This is a genomic window from Saccharothrix coeruleofusca, assembly GCF_017876325.1.
Lineage (GTDB): Bacteria > Actinomycetota > Actinomycetes > Mycobacteriales > Pseudonocardiaceae > Actinosynnema > Actinosynnema coeruleofuscum.
Genome location: NZ_JAGINV010000001.1, coordinates 1370343 through 1387617, shown reverse-complemented (window position 1 = coordinate 1387617; position 17275 = coordinate 1370343). Strand labels below are relative to the sequence as shown.

Sequence of the window (17275 nt, the reverse complement as noted above, 5' to 3'; positions counted from 1 at the left end):
CGGCCCTCCCTTCGGCGGTTGTCGTCGCGAGCGCACCTGCGAACCTGGACCGACCGGGTTCTTCGCGCGAGGGGGGCGTGCCATGCGGTCGGCGAAGGCGATTCGACTGTCCGCCGCGGTCGTGCTGGTCACCGCGGCGCTGCCCGCGCCCGCCGGGGCGGCCCCGGCGGCGCCGTTCACCGCGCGGGTGAACTTCTCCGACGAGGCGACCACGCCGCCCGCCGGGTACGCGCGCGACTTCGGCGAGGCGTACGGGGCCAGGCCCGGCGGGCAGAGCTTCGGCTGGGTGGCGCTGGGCACCGGCACGCCGCTGAACCTGGTCGGCAACGGGCGCAACCGCGGCTCCGCGCAACCCGACGTCCGGCTGGCCACGTTCGTGCACGCGCAGCTGCCCGCCGGTTCCCCCGGCGTGCCCACACCGGGCAGCTGGGAGATCGCGGTCCCCGACGGCGCCTACGCGGTGACCGTGGCCGTCGGTGACGCGGGGACGGCCACCGACAGCGCGCACTACGTCAACGTCGAGGACCAGAACGGCGTGGCCGCGTTCGAACCCGGCTCGGCGGTCAGGCACGCGACGGCCACCAGGGTGGTCGTGGTGACCGACGGGCGGCTGACGCTGAGCCCGGGGGCCGGCGTGAACTCCAAGTTCGCCTACGGCGACATCACCGGCGTGCCGGACGGGACCGCGCGGCCCTCGGTGCGCACGCTCACCCCCGCCAACCTGGCCACGGGCGTGAGCCCGACCGCCGGCGTGGTGGCCGACCTGAGGCTGCCCGGCGGCGCGGTCGACCCCGCCACGCTCACCAGCGCCACCGTCCGGCTCACCAGGGTCTCCGATGGTGCGGTGGTGCCCGCAGGCGTCATCACCAGCGGTGGCGGCGACGTGGTCAGCCTCTCCCCCACCGCGCCGCTGGCGGCCTCCGCGCTGCACCGGTTCGAGCTGACCGACGGCGTCCGGGACGTGGCGGGCAACCGGTTCCTGCCGTACTCCGGCGTGTTCACCACCGGCACCGGCGGTGGCGGCGGGCCCGCCGCCTTCGAGCAGGTCTTCGGCGTGGCCACCGGGGCGCCCTTCACCAGCGTCGCGTTCGGACCCGACGGCAGGCTGTACGCGGCCACCACCACCGGTCGGCTGCACCGCTTCCCGGTCAACGCCGACGGCACGCTCGGCGCGGCCACCGTGATCGACACCGTGCGCGCGCACGCCACCGCGGCCGGGTTGCCGGGCGCGCCGGACCGGACCGTGATCGGCCTGGCGTTCGACCCGGCGTCCACGGCGGCGAACCCGGTCCTGTGGGTCACCGACAACCACGGCGGCACGGCGAACGCGCCGGACTGGTCGGGCAGGATCGCCCGGTTGTCCGGGCCGGACCTGTCGGTCTACACCGAGGTCGTCACCGACCTGCCGCGCTCGGTCAAGGACCACGAGAGCAACTCCCTGGTGTTCGGCCCGGACGGCGACCTCTACCTCTCCCAGGGCTCGATGAACGCCATGGGCGCACCGGACACCACCTGGGGCAACCGGCCCGAGCACCTGCTCAGCGCCGCGGTGCTGCGGCTGCGGCCCGCGCGGCTGCCCGCGAGCCTGCCGGTGAACGTGCGGACCGAGGCCGGTGGCGGCTACGACCCCTACGCCGCGGCGGCCCCGCTGACCATCCACGCGACCGGTGTGCGCAACGCTTACGACCTGGTGTGGCACCGCAACGGCCACCTGTACGCGCCGACCAACGGTTCGGCGGCGGGCGGCAACGCCCCCGCCACGCCCTCGCCGCTGCCCGCGTCGTGCGCCACCCGGATCGACGGTCCCTACACCGGCCCGGCGGTCGCTTCGGTCACCGACAACCCCGTCGCCGAGACCGACTACGTGTTCGACGTCAAGCCGGGCCGCTACTACGGCCACCCCGCGCCGATCCGCTGCGAGTGGGTGCTGGCGGGCGGCAACCCGACGGCGGGCGCGGACCCGTTCCAGGTCGGGGCCTACCCGGTCGGCACACCGCCGGACCGCAACTTCGACCTCGCGGGCACCTACGACGCGGGGTTGCACGCCTCGGCCAACGGCGCGATCGAGTACCGGGGCGGGCGGCTGGACGGCAAGCTGCTGGTGGTGCGCTACTCCTCCGGTCAGGACGTGCAGACCTTCGACGTGGCCCCCGACGGCGCGCTGTCCAACCGCACCACCGGCATCACCGGTCTGACCGGCTTCCGCCAACCGCTGGACATCACCCAGCACCCCGACCGCGGCCACCTCTACGTCACCGAGCTGGGCGCGAACCGGATCACCCTGCTGCGCCCCACCTCCTGAGCGGTGGCGGCCCGCCGCGACGGGACAGCCGGGGCAGCGGGACTTCCCGCCACCCCGGCCTCTTGCGCCCCGACGAGCCGGTCAGGCCACCGCGTGCAGGTTGCCGTCCGAGCCCTCCAGGCACCGGGCGCTGCCCGCGCCGCTGGTGACGAACTCGGTCAGGCAGCGGCCGAGCTGGCCGTGCGCGGCGGCGTTGGGGTGGAAGGACTGCTGGGCCAGGTGCAGGCCGATCGCGTCGAGACCGCCGGTCACCAGCGCGTACGGGTCCACGGTGAGCCTGCGCTGCCACTCCCCCGAGGTGGTGATCCCCTTGCTGCACGCCTCGCGGTTCTCCGTGGCGCGGGAGAGGTCGAGGAACTTCACGCCGGTGCGGGTGGCCACGCCGCGCAGCGCCTCGGACAGCTGGGGCACCGCCACGGTCCGGCCGTAGCCCGCGTCGTCGATGCGCAGCGGGCAGCCCTGCGGGCCGTGCAGCAGGCGGTCCATCTTCTCGGTCACCGGCGAGGCGTAGGAGGTGAGCACGAACGAGTAGGACGAGTCGGCGTACCCGGCCTGGCTCATCGCCGAGCGCACGTCGCGCACCGCCTGCTCGACCTTGGGCGCCATCGCGGCCAGTCGGGAGGGCCACTCGGCCTGGAGCCGGGAGCGGCAGCTCGGGCCGAGCGCGTTCACCCACGCCGCGACGCAGTCGACCATGGTGTCGGCGAACCGGGGGTCGTCGTTGGCGCCGACCTGCACCACCACCGCGGTGACCCGGTTCTGCCTGGCGATGTCGATCAGCCTGCGCGCCTGGGAGCCCTCGGTGTAGTGCACGGTGTCGGCCAGCGAGACGTTCGCCGAGTCCGCGCCGGAGCAGGCGAGGTTGAAGGTGCGGTCGGCCAGCCGCGTGCGGTGCACCATCGCCTGGGTGGAGCGGTGGCACCAGTTGCCGTTCTCCCCCATGGTGCCCGGCTCGTAGGAACCCGCGCCCTCGCCGGAGATGGCGCTGTCGCCCAGCGACACCACCGCCGTCGGCCGGTCGTCGACCGCGCCCGCCGCTCCCGGCAGGACGACCACGGCGGCGGCGGCGAGCAGCAGCGCGCCCCCTGCCGAGGCAACCCGATTCCACGACATCGCGACCCCCTGGGTGATCAGCGTCGACCACGGCACTGGACCGCTCACGGTAGGGCCGTTGCGGCACAAGGACAAAGGGCCGTTCGGGGGGTGTCGCCGCCGCTTCGGCGGTCCGCAGGCCGCCCGCCGCAACACTGCGGTCGCGGCGGGCGGGTGCGCGGGGTCCGCCTGGTCGGGGGTCCGGTCAGGTCAGAACGTCCACTTCTGGTTCAAGCCGTCGTGGCAGGCCCAGAGGATCACCCTGGTGCCGTTGTCGCCGATGGTCGACATGTCCGCGTCCAGGCAGCGCCCGGAGTGGCGGTTGTACATCCGCTGGCTGCTCGGGTCGTAGTACCACCGCTGGTTCAGACCGCCGTTGCACTGCCACAGCTGCACCGTGGTGATGGCGTCGTCGATGGTGTCCATGTCGGCGTCCAGGCAGCGCCCGGAGTGCTCGCTGTGGATCATGCCGGAGTACTGGTTGAAGTGCCACTGCTGGTTGGCGGCGCCGTGGCAGTCCCACAGCAGCATCCTGGTGCCGTCCTGGTCCGCGCTCTGCAACTCGGCGTCCAGACAGCGCTCGCTGGCCCCGTTGCGGATCAGGATCCCGTCCTCCTCGTCCGCGTTCGCGGGCGCGGCGGGCAGCAACCCGCTCAACGCGACCGCCGCCAGGACAAGGGTCTTGCTCACACTCGCGCGTGCCATGCCGATTCACTCCTCGTTGCCTGCTTCCCATGGGCCGGGGGGACCGAGCGGAGCGGGGCGACGGCGACGCTACCCACGGGTCACAGCACTCACAAGCGGTAGCACTCACGCGAGTGACCGCGCCGGAAATGGCGCGGCCTGAACGGTTCCGGGGCCGGTTCACACTCCGTCCCCGGCCGTCATGCCTGCGGATTACCAAGCCGTCACCGTCCGCGTCCTGGCCCATCCCGGAACGAGCGGTGGACCGTCCACGACCGGGGCCGCGATCGGGTCGGGCGCGTTCCGGGTCGACCGCTCGGCGGATCGCGCACCGGTCACCGCGACCGGAGCCGGTAAGCCATCGCGGGGTGAGCGGGCACCGTGGCGCGCGGTTCTCCGGTCACCCCGTGCGGGTGACGAAGGTGGCGCGCGCCGGGCGGCACCGCGTCCGCGCGCCTAACCTCGCTCCATGACCGGGATGTACGCACCGTCGCCCACACCCCAGGTCTGGCTGACCACGTACGACCAGGGGCTGGTGCGCGCCGACCTGGTGATGCGGATCGGCGCGGCCGAGCTGCTGGCGCACGGCAGGCCCAAGCCGTTCGGGGTGCTGGTGCAGCTGCACGGAGACGTGGAGGTGGCGCAGCGCGGCGCGCGGCAGTACGTGGTGGGCCACACCGACACGCTGCAGCAGGCCGAGGTGCTGATGCTGGAGCTGCTCGCCCTGCTCGACACGGCGCTGTGCGCCCGCGCCTCCGGGGTCATCGACCTGGACGCGGGCGTGCCCCGGCTGACCAGCCTGCACCCGGCCGCCCCCGCGCAGGGCGGCTTCGAGGAGGCCGTCTGACACCGGGCCACCGCGCGGGCACCGCCGGTGAGCGTCCCAGTAGGACAGTGTGTTCCGGTCACGGCGCGCGGTCTCCTCCGCGCTGCCGGTCGAGCCACGACCAGGGTCCGGACACGACTGCTCCGCCGGTCCTGGAGCGGGCCGGCGGAGCTGGTGTCGCGGGGTGGGTCAGCCGCGAGCCTCGTGGGAGACCCGCTGACCGGACTCGCGGGCCCGGTCGGCCACCTGCTGGGCGCTTTCCTTGGCGTGCTCAGCCGTCGTGCGCGCGGCGTCGGAAGCCGTCTGCTTGACCTCCGCGGCCGCTTCGCCGACCGTGGACATGGCGTCCTCGCGCAGGTGCTGCGCGGACTCGCTGAGGGCTTCCTTCACCGGCTCGACCACGCCGCTGGCGCGCTCGCCGAGCTGCTGGACGGCCTGCTCCTCGGTGCGCGTGCGGGGCAGCAGCGTCGCGGCCAGCAGGCCGCCGCCGAACGCGATCAGGCCCGCCGCCAGCGGGTTGCCCTGGGTCTGCCGCACGGCCTGCTGCGGCATGGCCTGCACGGCTTCGGCCGCCTGGCCCGCCTTCTCCGCGACGGTGCTCTTGGCCCCGTGCGCGTGGCCGTGCAGCGTCGAGGTGGTGTCCGATGCGGTACCCATCACCCTCTCCTTCAACGTGGTCAGCCCGTCGCGGACGCCCCGGACCCGGCGCTGCGCGATGCGCTTGGGGCTGGTGTGGTCGACCAGCCGGTTGGCGTCGGCGACCAGCTCGGCGCGAGTCCGGTCGATGTCCCGCTTTATTTGGTCGGGTGTCGGGCCCATTCCGCGTCCTCCTTGAGCGTTTCGATGGTGCGCTCGGGCTTGGAGACCCGGCGCAGCTTGGCGCGTCCGCTGCTGAACATCACAGCGCCCGCGATGCCCCACAGCGCGGCCACGATCAGCGCGGCCCACCCGAGGTCCATCAGGTTGCCCAGCGCGAAGACCAGCGCCAGGCTCAGCAGCACGGCCGTCATGTAGCCCGCGAAGCCCGCTCCGGCGAGCATCCCGGTGGCCTTGCCCGCCTTGCTCGCCTCCTCGCGCAGCTCCGCCTTGGCCAGCTCCAGCTCCTGCCGCATCAGGCGGGACAGGTCCTGGGTCAGCTCGCCGACCAGCTCGCCGATCGAGGCGCGGTCGTCACCGGGGGTAGCGGCGTCCACCCGAGGGTGCGGGACACCCGCTCCCACGCCGATGCCCGGCCCCGTTCCGGAGCCCGCCTCAACGCTGGACATGCGGCACACCTCCGCCCTGGTACGCGCTGCCCTGGTAGCCGCTGCCCTGGTAACCGCTGCCCTGGTAGCCGCCCGTCGGGTAGGCGCCGGGCACCGGGACGGGCTCCTCGCCCGTGCGCGGTGTGGGCGCGCCCACCGGGGCGGTGCCCATCGGGGTGGTCGTCTCGACCGCGGACACCGGGGGCACGCTGTAACCCGCGGGCTGCGGGGTGCGGCCGACCTGCTGGACCTCGTGCTGACCGCCCTGCCCGGTCGCGCCCTTGGCGATGCGGCCCACCAGGAAGCCCGCGACCGCGGCGCCGAGCAGGAACGCGCCCGGCTTGCGGCGGGCGAAGTCCTGGGCGGAGTCGAGCAGGCCGCGGGCGCCGCGCTCGTCGATGAACCGGGCGGCCTGCCTGCTGGTGTCCGCCACCTGGCGGATCGCCCCGGAGGTCATCGACTGCGACGAGCCCTCCGCCATCGAGGTCAGCTCGTCGGCGATCCGGTTGAGCTGCTGCGAGACCCGCTGGGCCTGCTGCTCGGCTTCGCTGGCGACCCGCTCGCGCACGTCGTGCACAGCGTGCCGGGCCTGCGCGCCCGCCTCCTGGGCCACCTGCCGGACCTGCTCCCCAGCGGTGGAGCCCACATCGCCTGCCGCCTGCCTGGCGTGCTGGGCCACCGCGGCGCCTTCTTCCTTCGCGGCCCCTCGGACCGCACCCATCTGGTTCTCGGTCACGACTGACTCCTCAACAGTCTGCGTGTACTGACTGCGATCTACCCGCCGTCCGAGGGGCCTAATCGATTTCCAGGACCAAAAACCTGAAGTCCGCAAGAGGTTTTCGCGCGCGAATCCTGGGTATGACCCCGCCTTCTCGTGCGTGAACCCCTATTACGGGTCAACAAACGAGGTCTTCACCTCACCGGGAACGGATGACGAGAAAAATTCGTGTCCATCGGGGATAGTCCGATGTGGATCTTCATCCGGTGGCGACCGCCGCCGGGACCACCGAGGCCGGTCCGGCGGCGGACCGCCACGCGCCCGCACCCGCGGGCCGTGAGAAGTCGATTACGCGCGTCCCTCCGGCAGCGCAACCCGGTCGCTCCGCGGAGCACGACGCCGCGTGATCGGCAGGGGGTCGCACCACGTGGTCAGGCTGCCACCTCGGCGTCACCGACCACCAGCTCCAGCGCGGGCGCGGACCGCTCCGACAGCAGCTCCCCCGACAGCAGCTCCGGCAGCTCCTCCTCCGGCAGCGGCTCCAGCAGCGGCGCGGCCCCGGCCAGCACCTGCTGCGCCAGGCGCAGCTCGTCGGAGATCCGGGACCGCCGCTCGCGCAGCTCGTCGACCCGCCGCTGCGCCTCGGCCACGACGCGACGGGCGTGCTCCTCGGCGTCGTGGACCACCTGGTCGGCGCGCGCCCGTGCGGCGGACTCCAGCTCCTCGGCCCGGCGCGCCGCCTCGGCCCGCCGGGCGGTCATGGCCAGCTCGAAGTCCTGCCGGACCTGCTCGCGCAGCCGCGCCGCCTGCTCGTCCAGCTCCCGGCGGCGGCGCTCGGCCTGCCCGGTCACCGCCTGGGCCTGCTGGTGGGCGCGGGCCAGCAGGTCGCGCTGCTCAGCCTCCAGCTCGCGACGCCGCTGCTCCAGCTCGGCGACCAGGTGCTCGGCCCGGCGGCGCATCCGGTCGGCGGCCTGGTTGGCCGCGGTCCAGGTCTGCTCGGCGGCGGCGCGGGCCTGCGCGGTGACCTCCGCGGCCTCGGCGTGGGCCAGCTCGACCATCCGCCGCAACCGGTCCGACAGCGCGTCCGGGTCCACCGGGGTCCGGCAGAGCCGGTCCACCTTGCCGGTCAGCTCGTGGACCTGGGAGCGCGCCTGCTCCAGTTGCCGCGCCAAGTCCTCCGCGCGCGCCACCGCCGCGTCGCGGTCGGCGGCCAGCAGGCGCAGGTCGGCCTCCGCGGCCCGCACGTAGTGCTGTACCTGGCCGCGGTCGTAACCGCGCCACGCCAGGTCGAAGTCGGTCCGCAGGGGCAGCAGCTCTTCACGCGGGTCCAGGGCCACTGATGTCGCCGTCCTTCCTGATCGGTGGGGTGGGTTCCACTGGTAAGGACGATTCCGTGTTGCGCGGAGTTCCGGAAGGGCAGACGCCCCCTGTGATCACATTGCAGTAAGCGGAGAACCGATAGCAGGCACCGCCGGCTACTCCCCGTCCCCGCTCACGCCGTGCTGCGCGCCGGCCCCCCGCGCCACGCCCCGCCACCCGCCACCGTCTCGGCGGCGAGGTGGTCCACCACCTCCGCCATCGACCCCGCGCGGGCGAACGCGCGGCGCTGCCGGGCCGCGCCGCCACCGCCGCGCACCAGCGCCGCCGACAGCTGCCGCACCACCCCCAGGTCACCGCTGGCCGCCAACTGGTCCCCCACCCGGTGCAGCAGCCGGTCCAGCAGCAGCCGCGCCGCCACCAGGCGTCCGGACAGCACGTCGAAGGCGTGCCCCTCCAGCCCGTCCCGCGCCGCGCGCCACTGGGCGGCGCGCAGCACCTCGGCGGGCACCGGCGGGGCGGGCAGGCCGCGCCGCACGTCGGCCAGGGCGGTGGACACCAGCCCGCGCACCAGGCCCGCCAGCAGCACCGCCTCGTCCACCGTCGCCGCCACGTCGGCCACCCTGACCTCGACGGTCGGCAGGTGGGAGGACGGCCGGACGTCCCAGTAGAGCATCTTCAGATCGGCCGCGGCCCCGGAGGCCAGCAGCAGGTCGCAGGTGGCCCGGTAGGTCCCGGCGGAGCCGAAGTACGGCGGCGGCCCCGACACCGGCCAGCGCGACCACACCACCGCGCGCCAGCTGGCGAACCCGGTGTCCCGACCGCGGGCGAACGGCGAATTGGCGGTCAGCGCGGTGAGCGCGGGCAGCCACGGCCGCAGGTGGTCGCACACCAGCACGGCGGTCTCCTGGTCCGGCACGGCCACGTGCACGTGGCAGCCGCAGATCGACTGCTCCGCGGCGAGCAGCCGGTGGTCGCGGGTGAGCCTGCGGTAGCGCTCCTCCTCGCCCAGGCCGACCTCCGGCCCGCCCAGCGGCGGCACCCCGACGGCCAGCAGCAGGCAGCCCAGCTCGCGCGCCACCTCCGCGGCCACGAAGCGCATCCCGTGCAGCTGCCTGCGCACGTCGGCCAGCTCCCGGCACACCCCGGTCCTGGTCTCCAGCTGGCAGGTGGCCAGCTCGACGTCGAAGTCCACGCCGAACCGCTCGCGCGCGGCCCGCACCAGCTCGCGCCCGCGCGGCACGGGCCGCCCGGTGGCGGGGTCGACGAGCAGGAACTCCTCCTCGACGCCCAGCGTCGGGGCCGGTGGTGCGTCCACAATGGTCCTCCGACGGTCCTCCGGCGGTGCTCCGGCGGTGGCGCAGGCACCCCGGCTACCCGGCCCGACCGGGGGCAAACGCGGTCTCCGCTGGTCGGGTGACCCCGCTCAGAGCCAGTCGCGGCGCTTGAACAGCGCGTACAGGCCGCCGGAGAGCAGGGCGATGGCGGTGGTGGAGGTCCAGAAGCCCCACGGCTGCTCCGAGCCGGGGTAGGGCACGTTCTGCCCGTAGAAGCCGGTGACCGCCGTGGGCACGGCGATGATCGCCGCCCAGCCGGTGACCTTCTTCATGATCAGGTTGAGCCGGTTGCTCTGGATGTTGAGCTGGGTCTCGCGGATGGTGGTGACCAGGTCCCGCAGCGACTCGGTCCACTCCGACGCGCGCAGCACGTGGTCGTAGACGTCCTGGTAGTACGGCCGCATGAACTCGTCGACAATGCCGTGGTCGGTCCGCATCAGCGCGTTGACGACCTCGCGCATCGGCAGCACCACGCGGCGCAGGGTGACCAGCGACTTGCGCAGCGACAGGGCGCGGCGCTGCATGTCGGCGCTGCTGGGGCGCTCGGCGAAGACCATGTCCTCCAGGTCCTCGATGTGCTCGTCGAGGTCCTGGACCGCTTCGAAGTGGGTGTCCACGACGTGGTCGAGCAGGCCGTGCAGCAGGAAGCCGACGCCGCTCTTGGCCAGGTGCGGCGACTCATCCCAACGGGCGACGACCGCGGCCATGTCGAACCGGTCGTCATTGCGCACCGTGACCAGGGCCTGACGGGTCAGGAAGACGGCCAGCTCGGCGGTGGCCAGCTTGCCGGACCCGCCGTCCAGCCCCACCGAGTAGGCGGTGAGGAAGCTGTGGGTCTCGTAGCGGTCCAGCTTGGGGCGCTGGCGCTCGTGCAGCGCGTCCTCCACGGCCAGCTCGTGCAGGCCCAGCTCCTCGGCGAGCATCGCCAGCTCCACCGGGGAGGGACCGCACAGGTCCAGCCACACCACGGCGTCCGGGTCGCGCAGGTGCTCGGAGATGTCCTCCGGGGGGAAGCCGTCGGCTTCCAGGACGCCGTGCCGGTACAAGCGGGTGCGGACCACGCTGGCGAGCCTAGCGGGGGCCACGCGGCGCTCACCCGATGCGGTGTTCCCCCGGCGGCGGGGTGCGCTGCGCGGGCACCTCGCCGCGCAGGGCGCTCTCCACGTCGGCGTGCACGTGCAGCAGCTCGCCCAGGCCGATGACGGTCAGCGGGCGCAGCACCTGCGGCGAGGGCACCACGCGCAGCTGCGTGCCGACCCCGTGGGCGCGGTGGTGCTGCAGGCAGACCTCGTTGAGCCCGGCGGCGCCGAAGAAGGTGGTGCCGGTCAGGTCGACCACCACCGGCGCGGGCGGGGTGGACAGCGCGAGCGCGACCGACAGCTCGTCGTGGAGCATCTCCACGCTGGTGCCGTCGACCTCCCCGGTGACGCGGACCACCACCGCGAAGCCGACCAGGTCCCGCTGCACCAGCAGCAGGCCCTTCAGGACGTCGATCACCGGGACATCGGTTGACACGGGCACGACAGCCTCCTGGCGCTACGCGGCCGGACAGCGGCTGCTGGGCTGAACCACTTGTGCCCCGACTCTAGCGGCCGTTCGGCGGAAAGCAATACGAAACGCTCGCCAGTCGAAGAGGGGTCACCGATTTGAGTGATGTGTCCACATCGGACGGATCAGTAGCGCCCGGCGTACCAGGCGGGCGGTTCGCCGAACACCTTCCTGAAGTCCCGCACCAGGTGGGACTGGTCGACGTAGCCCAGCTCGGCGGCCAGCGCCGCCCACGCCACCCGCTCGCCGCGCTCCAGCCGCCGGGTCACCTCGCGCAGCCGGTAGCGGCGGATCACCCGCTTGGGGCTCAGCCCCACGTGCTCGGCGAACAGGCGCTGCAGGTGCCGCACACCCACCCCCAGCTCTCGGGCCAGCGCCTCGACCCTGGTCAGCGCGGGGTGCGCGGCGATCCGCGCGACCGCCTCCACCGCCTGCCCGGCGGCCGGGTCGGGGGCGGGCAGGCGGGCTCGGAGGAACCCCTCCACCTCCGCCACCCCCGGATCGCGGGGCAGCTCCGGGCCGAACACCCGTTCGGCGTCGAGGACGCGATCGGTGATCGTGCGCACCGGCGCCCCCAGGAAGGCGCGGAAGACCCCCGGCCGGAAGGCCACCCCGAACACCCGTCCCTCGCCCCGCAGCACCTTGACCTGGTGGCCGCCGCGGGCGCCCTGCACGGACGCCGCGCCCGCGCGGAAGGTCAGGTGGACATTGGGGTACGGGACGACCAGCTGCCGGTACGGCTGGTCGTAACGCCACGAGACCACCCAGTAGCGCTCGACGTACGGGGCCAGGTCCGGCGAGGGGGTCGGGAAGTCGTGCCGCTGGTGCTCGGCCCACGCCCCCGCCAGTCCACGGACGTCCCTGACCACGCCCCCAGCCTACGTCGCGTTCGTCCTATACCGCCGCCGAGCGCCGTGCTTGTCTGCTCCGCATGTCAGCCGAGCACCTGGTCCCCCTCGCCGCGGGGCCCTTCCTGGAAGTCGTCCACGCCATCGAGCCGCACCACCTCGACGCGCCCACGCCGTGCGCCGATTACGACGTGCGGGCACTGGTGGACCACCTGCTGACCTGGGGTCCTCCGCTGGAGGGCGCGGCGGGCAAGCGCTTGGTCCCGCCCGCCGAGCCCGACCCCGACTGGCGACCCGCGCTGGACGCGCTGACGGCGCGGCTGGTCGCGGCGTGGGGCGAGCCCGCCGCCTGGGCGGGCACGGCCCGCGTGGGCGGCTCGCTGGAGCTGCCCGCCGAGGTGGTCGGCCACATGCTGCTGGCCGAGTTCGTGGTGCACGGCTGGGACCTGGGCCAGGCGATCGGCCACCGGGTGCAGTGGGACCACGAGCTGCTGCGCCGCCTGCTCGACGGGGTGACGCGGATGGCGGACCAGGCCCGCGCGATGGGCGCCTTCGGCCCCGAGGTCCCGGTGCCCGACTCCGCCCCGACGCTGGACCGGCTGCTCGGGATGACCGGCCGGGTTCCCGCGCGGCGGTAGGTTCGGTCGCGGAGGTGTCCCGGACGTGTACCTGATCTCCTACTTCACCACCGACGCCGAAGCGCTGCACCTGGCCACCAGCCGGGACGGCGAGCACTTCGAGCCGGTGCGCGGCGGCGAACCGGTGCTGTTCGGCGAGGTGGGCACGCGCACGCTGCGCGACCCGTTCGTGGGGGTCGCCCCGGACGGGCGCTACCACCTGCTGGCCACCGACGGCTGGTCCAGCCCGCACATCGTCCACGCCACCTCCGCGGACCTGCGGCGCTGGTCGCCCCAGCGGCTGCTCTCGCCCATGGCGGAGGTGCCGGGGGCGCTCAACGCGTGGGCGCCCGAGATGTTCGTCGACGACGGCGGCGTGTGCCACCTCATCTGGTCCTCGGTGGTCGACCCGCGCCCCGACGACGAGCGGGACTGGCACCACACCGCGCAGGAGCAGCGCATCTGGCACGCCCGCACCGAGGACTTCGAGACCTTCAGCGAGCCCGCGCTGTTCTTCGACCCCGGCCACCCGGTCATCGACGCGACCGTGCTGCGCGACGACGGCCGCTTCGTCATGGCCTACAAGGACGAGCGCGGTGACAACGACCCCGCGACCCCGCACAAGAACATCCTGCTCACCACGTTCACCGAGCCGGGAGGGCGGTTCACCCCGCCGATCGGGCCGGTCACCCCGCCGCTGGTCGAGGGTCCGTCGCTGTTCCGGCGCGGCGAGGAGCGGGTGCTCATCTTCGACCACTACGCCGAGGGCGGCTACGGCGCGCTGGCCACCCGCGACTTCGTCTCGTGGGAACCGGCGGCCGTCTCGCTGCCCGCGGGGATGCGGCACGCGTCGGTGGTCGAGCTGCCCTGAGCGGGCCGGGACTCAGCCCCCGCCCCGCGCGCTCTGGTGCAGGTGCTCCAGGGCGTCGAGCACGGTGGTGCGCTGGTGCCACTGCAGCCAGCGACCCGCCTGGGCGGCCAGCTGGTCCAAGTCCGCCTGCTGGGCGGGCGTGGGGGTGCGCCCCGGCCGCGGGTCGCAGGTCGACACCACGGCCAGGCAGCGCCCGGACGGCGCGAGCACCGGCGTGCTCTGCACCGCCCGCAGGCCCGCCCGCAGCATCGCCGCGGTCACCGGGTTGGCCGGGAGCACCAGGCTGCTCGCGACGTCGACGAGGGTGACGCGGGAGCGGCGGCGCAGCGCCAGCCCGCAGCAGGTGCTGTCGCCGGTGACCTCGGTCAGCAGCGCGACGAGGTCGGCGGGCAGGCCCTCGTGGCGCTCCAGCCGCAGGCCGTCGACGCCGGGGTCGAAGCGCTGCGCGTACCCCGCCGAGGTCGCGGTGCGCGACAGGGCCGCCCGGAGCAGGGCTCCCAGCAGCTCGGCGGCGTCCAGCGCGGGCCGCCGGTCCCCGGCCAGGAAGTCGGGCACCGGGGCGGGGGTGCGGGCCCGGCCGGGGAACCACCACGGGGTCGCCGCCGACGCCGGGCGCGGCGCGTGCAGCAGCGCGTCGGCCAGCACGCGCATCTTCAGGTTGTGCCGCTGGGAGGCTTCGCAGAGCAGGCGGTGGGCGGTGTCCTCGTCGGGCAGCCGGTAGCGCTCCTGGAGCACGCCCAGCGCCTTGGACAGCAGCGGCCGGGTGCGCAGCTTGGCGCGCAGGTCGCCGACCTCGCGGCGCAGCCGGTGCAACTCCTCGGCCTCGTCGTCCAGCGCCCGCGCCGCGGCGCTGCGGCGCACCGCGGCGACCTGGGCACCCACCGCCGCGTCGAGGTGGCCGAAGGTCTCCAGCACGTCGGCCACCTGCGCGGCGCGCAGCACGCGCCGCACCTCCGCGCCGCAGACCAGGCGCAGCCGCCGGGCGGTGCCCGCCAGGTGGTCGGCGGTCTCCAGCAGCACGCGCACGCCCGCCGCGGCGATCAGCCGCACGTCGCTCAGGTCGACGATGACGTCCCCCTCGCAGGCGTCGACGAACGCCGCGAGCTGCTCTTGGAAGGAGCCGCAAGCGGCGCTGTCGACCTCGCCGACCACCACCAGGACCCCGGCGGTCGGGCGGGCGGGCGGCAGCGGGCTCAGCCGCAGCGTTCGCGAGGTGAACACCATCCGGACCCCTATCGGTGGCGGGAGGCGGGAGGCGTCGCGCGGGAGGCTCGGACGCACCGCTACCGCAACCTAACAACGCGTGAGGGCAGGCCGCACGACGAGACGTGCCGGGCCCCGGCCTCACCTCCTCCGGCAGGTGGTGTGCAGGCAGGCGCCGGTCATCAGCAGCAGGCAGCCGAAGAAGACCAGCGGGAGCGCCACCGCCGTGCCCGCCACCACGAGGGTCAGGCCCGCCGCGTCCACCGCGAACCGGACCGAGCGCCGGTTGGCGGTGCGCACCGGTGCGCCCGGCCCGGCCAGGGTCGCGGCCAGGCGCGGGTCGGTGACCTCGAACCAGCGCTCGATCCTGCGCAGCTGGCGGCGTTCGTACTCGGCGTCCATCACGGGTCCTCCCCGTGCGCTCGGTCAGTCGTGCTCGGTGTCGCGGTCGGTGGGCGCGAGGTACTTCTCGGTGGTCTTGTCCACGCCGACGTCGCGCTGGTCGCGCCGCTTGGTCACCGAGTAGTGGGACTCGGCGCGCATCCGCTCGACCATCTCCGGGTAGTGCAGCTCGAAGGCGGGCCGCTCGGAGCGGATGCGCGGCAGGTCGGTGAAGTTGTGCCGGGGCGGCGGGCAGGAGGTCGCCCACTCCAGCGAGTTGCCGAAGCCCCACGGGTCGTCCGCGGTCGCGGGCTCGCCGAAGCGGTAGCTCTTGAACACGTTCCAGATGAACACCAGCGTGGAGGCGCCCAGCACGAACGCGGCCACCGTGGAGATGGTGTTGAGCAGGGTGAACTCGTCGGTGGGCAGGTAGTCGGCGTAGCGGCGGGGGAAGCCCTGCGTGCCCAGCCAGTGCTGGACCAGGAACGTGCCGTGGAAGCCCAGGAAGGTCAGCCAGAAGTGCAGCTTGCCCAGCGGCTCGTCCAGCATCCGGCCGGTGAACTTGGGGAACCAGAAGTAGATGCCGCCGTAGGTGGCGAACACGATGGTGCCGAACAGCACGTAGTGGAAGTGCGCCACCACGAAGTAGGTGTCGTGGACGTGGAAGTCCAGCGGCGGGGAGGCCAGCAGGATGCCGGTCAGGCCGCCCAGCAGGAAGGTGACCAGGAAGCCGATGCTGAACAGCATCGGCGTCTCGAAGGTCAACCGGCCCTTCCACATGGTGCCGATCCAGTTGAAGAACTTGATGCCGGTGGGGATGGCGATGATGAAGGTGGTCGCGGAGAAGAACAGCAGCAGCACCGCGCCGGTGGCGTACATGTGGTGGGCCCACACGACCACCGAGTACAGCGCGATGGCGATGGTGGCGAACACCAGGCCCTTGTAGCCGAAGATCGGTTTTCGGCTGAACACCGGGATGATCTCGGAGATGATGCCGAAGAACGGCAGCGCGACGATGTAGACCTCGGGGTGGCCGAAGAACCAGAACAGGTGCTGGTAGAGGATCACCCCGCCGTTGGTCGGGTCGAACACGTGCGCGCCCAGCTGCCGGTCGGCCATCAGGCCCAGCAGCGCGGCGGTCAGGATCGGGAAGGCGATCAGCACCAGGATGCTGGTGATGAAGATGTTCCAGGTGAAGATGGGCATCCGGAACATGGTCATGCCCGGCGCGCGCAGGCACACGATCGTGGTGATCATGTTGACCGCGCCCAGGATGGTGCCCAGACCGCTCACCACCAGGCCCGCGATCCACAGGTTCGCGCCCGCGCCGGGGGCGTGCATGGCGTCGCTGAGCGGGGGGTAGGCGGTCCAGCCGAAGTCCGCCGCGCCCGCGGGCGTGAGCAGGGAGGCGAGCACGGTCAGCCCGCCGAACAGGAACAGCCAGTACGAGAAGGCGTTGAGCCGGGGGAAGGCCACGTCCGGCGAGCCGATCTGCAGCGGCAGGATGAAGTTCGCGAAGCCGAACACCACCGGGGTGGCGTAGAGCAGCAGCATGATCGTGCCGTGGATGGTGAACAGCTGGTTGTACTGCTCGTTGGACAGGAACTGCATGCCCGGCCGCGCCAGCTCGCCCCGGATCAGCAGCGCCATCAGACCGCCGACCAGGAAGAAGCCGAAGGCCGTTACCAGGTACATCAGGCCGATCAGCTTGTGGTCGGTGGTGGCGAACAGCCGCAGCAGCGCCGAGCCCTTGGCGCGGCGGCGAGCGGCCTGGACGGGGACGGCGGGCGTCGGCTTGAGCGTGGTCATGGACGTCCTTCGACGCAGGGGAGTGCGCAGCACGCCGACTGCCTGACGCGCCGCAGGAGTACCCCCCCACCTTCGCGCGCAAGCGGCCGATCGGCCACTCGAACGCGGATTCCGTCGATCGGGTGAGCGGTTCCTCCTCAGTCGAGTGCGTTGGCCACGTCGGCGATGACGGCGCGTCGCGCGTCCAGGTCGGCGATCATGCGGTCGAGGACGGCCAGTGCCTCCTGCGTGGCCCCGGAGCCCACCAGCTCGACCACCTCCGCCGCCTGCTCGCCGATCTCCTGCGGCCACTGCTCCCACGACGAGCTGCCCTGGTTCGCCTCGGTCATCACGGCTCCTGTCCTCGCGCGGTCCCGCCGTTCAGCGCTGCTGGGGGTTGGTCCGGTCCTGGCCCGCGTCGGCCGTGCCGACCCGCGGGCCGCCGGGTGCGTCGGACCGCTCCGCCCTCGGGCGGCGTCCGCACCCCCATCGTCCTCGG

At 73.5% G+C, this 17275-nt stretch carries 18 protein-coding genes; 4 read left to right on the top strand and 14 right to left on the bottom strand.

The window, feature by feature from the left end:
• Positions 1 to 82 precede the first annotated feature (82 nt).
• Positions 83 to 2302 carry a PQQ-dependent sugar dehydrogenase gene (locus JOF41_RS06570; protein ID WP_209617040.1) on the top strand — a complete coding sequence of 740 codons (2220 nt, stop codon included), beginning with the start codon at positions 83 to 85 and terminating at the stop codon, positions 2300 to 2302.
• 81 nt (positions 2303 to 2383) lie between these two features.
• Here the strand turns inward: JOF41_RS06570 and JOF41_RS06565 are convergent, their stop codons facing one another.
• Both JOF41_RS06565 and JOF41_RS06560 read right to left on the bottom strand, forming a co-directional pair.
• On the bottom strand, positions 2384 to 3463 hold the full coding sequence (locus tag JOF41_RS06565) for a GDSL-type esterase/lipase family protein (RefSeq protein ID WP_307867268.1): 1080 nt from the start codon (positions 3461 to 3463) through the stop codon (positions 2384 to 2386).
• A 141-nt stretch (positions 3464 to 3604) separates the two neighbouring features.
• The gene (locus tag JOF41_RS06560; protein ID WP_189225761.1) at positions 3605 to 4099 is read right to left on the bottom strand and encodes an RICIN domain-containing protein; all 495 of its coding nucleotides are present in this window, start codon (positions 4097 to 4099) and stop codon (positions 3605 to 3607) included.
• A gap of 448 nt (positions 4100 to 4547) precedes the next feature.
• On the opposite strand from JOF41_RS06560, the gene JOF41_RS06555 reads away from it, so the two are divergent.
• Positions 4548 to 4925: a hypothetical protein gene (locus JOF41_RS06555; RefSeq protein ID WP_209617037.1), complete on the top strand. Its 378-nt coding sequence runs from the start codon at positions 4548 to 4550 to the stop codon at positions 4923 to 4925.
• A gap of 168 nt (positions 4926 to 5093) precedes the next feature.
• Here JOF41_RS06555 and JOF41_RS06550 read toward each other — a convergent pair whose 3' ends face one another.
• From JOF41_RS06550 to JOF41_RS06515, 8 genes are all read right to left on the bottom strand, one after another.
• Positions 5094 to 5723: a DUF3618 domain-containing protein gene (locus tag JOF41_RS06550; protein ID WP_189225759.1), complete on the bottom strand. Its 630-nt coding sequence runs from the start codon at positions 5721 to 5723 to the stop codon at positions 5094 to 5096.
• On the bottom strand, positions 5699 to 6169 hold the full coding sequence (locus tag JOF41_RS06545) for a phage holin family protein (RefSeq protein ID WP_189225758.1): 471 nt from the start codon (positions 6167 to 6169) through the stop codon (positions 5699 to 5701). Before JOF41_RS06545 ends, JOF41_RS06550 begins: the two co-directional genes overlap by 25 nt.
• A complete protein-coding gene (locus tag JOF41_RS06540) occupies positions 6156 to 6884 on the bottom strand; it encodes an ATP synthase subunit B family protein (protein ID WP_189225757.1) in 729 nt (242 codons plus the stop codon). Before JOF41_RS06540 ends, JOF41_RS06545 begins: the two co-directional genes overlap by 14 nt.
• A gap of 413 nt (positions 6885 to 7297) precedes the next feature.
• The gene (locus tag JOF41_RS06535) at positions 7298 to 8203 is read right to left on the bottom strand and encodes a coiled-coil domain-containing protein (RefSeq protein WP_209617034.1); all 906 of its coding nucleotides are present in this window, start codon (positions 8201 to 8203) and stop codon (positions 7298 to 7300) included.
• A 155-nt stretch (positions 8204 to 8358) separates the two neighbouring features.
• Positions 8359 to 9501, bottom strand: coding sequence for a carboxylate-amine ligase (locus JOF41_RS06530; RefSeq protein WP_209617031.1), 1143 nt, complete (start codon positions 9499 to 9501; stop codon positions 8359 to 8361).
• Between the two features lie 108 nt (positions 9502 to 9609).
• Positions 9610 to 10581 (bottom strand): magnesium transporter CorA family protein, encoded by a 972-nt coding sequence (locus JOF41_RS06525; RefSeq protein WP_307867266.1) that lies wholly within the window; start codon positions 10579 to 10581, stop codon positions 9610 to 9612.
• 31 nt (positions 10582 to 10612) lie between these two features.
• Positions 10613 to 11041, bottom strand: a complete 429-nt coding sequence (locus JOF41_RS06520; RefSeq protein WP_189225755.1) for an STAS domain-containing protein — start codon at positions 11039 to 11041, stop codon at positions 10613 to 10615.
• Between the two features lie 152 nt (positions 11042 to 11193).
• On the bottom strand, positions 11194 to 11937 hold the full coding sequence (locus tag JOF41_RS06515) for a helix-turn-helix domain-containing protein (RefSeq protein WP_189225754.1): 744 nt from the start codon (positions 11935 to 11937) through the stop codon (positions 11194 to 11196).
• Between the two features lie 62 nt (positions 11938 to 11999).
• Between JOF41_RS06515 and JOF41_RS06510 the strand changes: the two genes are divergently transcribed.
• The gene (locus JOF41_RS06510; protein WP_209617028.1) at positions 12000 to 12554 is read left to right on the top strand and encodes a TIGR03086 family metal-binding protein; all 555 of its coding nucleotides are present in this window, start codon (positions 12000 to 12002) and stop codon (positions 12552 to 12554) included.
• A gap of 25 nt (positions 12555 to 12579) precedes the next feature.
• The gene (locus JOF41_RS06505; RefSeq protein WP_209617026.1) at positions 12580 to 13404 is read left to right on the top strand and encodes a glycoside hydrolase family 43 protein; all 825 of its coding nucleotides are present in this window, start codon (positions 12580 to 12582) and stop codon (positions 13402 to 13404) included.
• A gap of 12 nt (positions 13405 to 13416) precedes the next feature.
• Here the strand turns inward: JOF41_RS06505 and JOF41_RS06500 are convergent, their stop codons facing one another.
• From JOF41_RS06500 to JOF41_RS06485, 4 genes are all read right to left on the bottom strand, one after another.
• Positions 13417 to 14628 (bottom strand): ANTAR domain-containing protein, encoded by a 1212-nt coding sequence (locus JOF41_RS06500; RefSeq protein ID WP_209617011.1) that lies wholly within the window; start codon positions 14626 to 14628, stop codon positions 13417 to 13419.
• A gap of 120 nt (positions 14629 to 14748) precedes the next feature.
• Complete coding sequence (locus JOF41_RS06495) at positions 14749 to 15009, bottom strand: DUF3040 domain-containing protein (protein ID WP_189225752.1); 261 nt, start codon at positions 15007 to 15009, stop codon at positions 14749 to 14751.
• Positions 15010 to 15033: 24 nt separating this feature from the next.
• On the bottom strand, positions 15034 to 16797 hold the full coding sequence (gene ctaD / locus JOF41_RS06490) for an aa3-type cytochrome oxidase subunit I (protein ID WP_209617008.1): 1764 nt from the start codon (positions 16795 to 16797) through the stop codon (positions 15034 to 15036).
• 137 nt (positions 16798 to 16934) lie between these two features.
• Positions 16935 to 17126 (bottom strand): hypothetical protein, encoded by a 192-nt coding sequence (locus JOF41_RS06485; RefSeq protein WP_209617005.1) that lies wholly within the window; start codon positions 17124 to 17126, stop codon positions 16935 to 16937.
• Positions 17127 to 17275: the final 149 nt, after the last annotated feature.

What these genes read in the sequence shown, in the direction of transcription:
- JOF41_RS06555 (WP_209617037.1), top strand. Translation starts at nt 4,548, where the DNA reads ATGACCGGGATGTACGCACCGTCGCCCACACCCCAGGTCTGGCTGACC.
- ctaD (WP_209617008.1), bottom strand. Translation starts at nt 16,797, where the DNA reads ATGACCACGCTCAAGCCGACGCCCGCCGTCCCCGTCCAGGCCGCTCGC.
- JOF41_RS06500 (WP_209617011.1), bottom strand. Translation starts at nt 14,628, where the DNA reads ATGGTGTTCACCTCGCGAACGCTGCGGCTGAGCCCGCTGCCGCCCGCC.
- JOF41_RS06495 (WP_189225752.1), bottom strand. Translation starts at nt 15,009, where the DNA reads ATGGACGCCGAGTACGAACGCCGCCAGCTGCGCAGGATCGAGCGCTGG.
- JOF41_RS06560 (WP_189225761.1), bottom strand. Translation starts at nt 4,099, where the DNA reads ATGGCACGCGCGAGTGTGAGCAAGACCCTTGTCCTGGCGGCGGTCGCG.
- JOF41_RS06485 (WP_209617005.1), bottom strand. Translation starts at nt 17,126, where the DNA reads ATGACCGAGGCGAACCAGGGCAGCTCGTCGTGGGAGCAGTGGCCGCAG.
- JOF41_RS06510 (WP_209617028.1), top strand. Translation starts at nt 12,000, where the DNA reads ATGTCAGCCGAGCACCTGGTCCCCCTCGCCGCGGGGCCCTTCCTGGAA.
- JOF41_RS06545 (WP_189225758.1), bottom strand. Translation starts at nt 6,169, where the DNA reads ATGTCCAGCGTTGAGGCGGGCTCCGGAACGGGGCCGGGCATCGGCGTG.
- JOF41_RS06550 (WP_189225759.1), bottom strand. Translation starts at nt 5,723, where the DNA reads ATGGGCCCGACACCCGACCAAATAAAGCGGGACATCGACCGGACTCGC.
- JOF41_RS06570 (WP_209617040.1), top strand. Translation starts at nt 83, where the DNA reads ATGCGGTCGGCGAAGGCGATTCGACTGTCCGCCGCGGTCGTGCTGGTC.